The 686-nt window shown below is 71.3% G+C and carries 2 pseudogenes; both read left to right on the top strand.

Annotation, left to right across the window (positions count from 1 at the left end):
* Window positions 1-478 (top strand): annotated as a pseudogene (locus ACKTTN_RS14710) (hypothetical protein); the annotation flags it as partial.
* Between the two features lie 84 nt (window positions 479-562).
* Window positions 563-686 (top strand): annotated as a pseudogene (gene motC, locus ACKTTN_RS14705) (flagellar motor protein); the annotation flags it as partial.

Raw genomic sequence — 686 nt, 5'->3', positions numbered from 1 at the left:
CGGCGCCACCGCCGCCTGGATGCCGCTGTTCTCGGCCGGCCAGTACGCGGTGTGCGTCGTGGTGATCGCGCTGGCGACGCTGGGCATGGTGCGCGCGTCGATGATCGTCCTTGCCGACCCGACGTCCCCGACGCTCGCGCGATGGGCACTGCCGCTTCACGCCGGCTGGCTGTCGCTGGCGACGTTCCTGAACGTGGCGCAGGCCATCGTCGCCTACCGGCTGTTGCCCACCGACCGCATGCTGCCGTGGAGCCTCGTGCTGCTCGCCCTGGCGACTGCGCTGGCACTGGTCGTCAACCGCCGCTTGCGCAGCTGGGTGTATGCGGCGGCGTTGGTCTGGGGGCTGGCTGCGACCTATGCGAAGCAGTCGCACGCGACGCTGCCGGGCGCGGACGTGGCAGCCGTCGCCGCGCTCGTGGCCGCGGGTCTCATCGTCGTGCAGCGGCTGCTGCCGGGAAAGCGCCGCCACCGCCGCTGACCCCGCCGCCCGTCGTGCGCGCCGTCGCCAAAAACGGGCGTCGGCGACTCAAGAACCGGGGACCGTTGCCCGTTAACGGTCCCGATGGACAGGCTCTCATTTATCGGCGTCGTGCTCGCGCTTGTCGCGTTGCTGGGCGGTAGCGTGCTGAAAGGCGCGGGACTGGCCGGGCTGTGGTCGCCCGCCGCTTTCGTGATCGTGATCCTCG

The organism is Lysobacter claricitrinus, from assembly GCF_045866565.1.
GTDB classification, from domain to species: Bacteria; Pseudomonadota; Gammaproteobacteria; order Xanthomonadales; family Xanthomonadaceae; genus Cognatilysobacter; species Cognatilysobacter claricitrinus.
The sequence above is the reverse complement of the archived record's forward strand: the minus strand, read 5'-3'. Positions and strand labels throughout refer to the sequence as shown.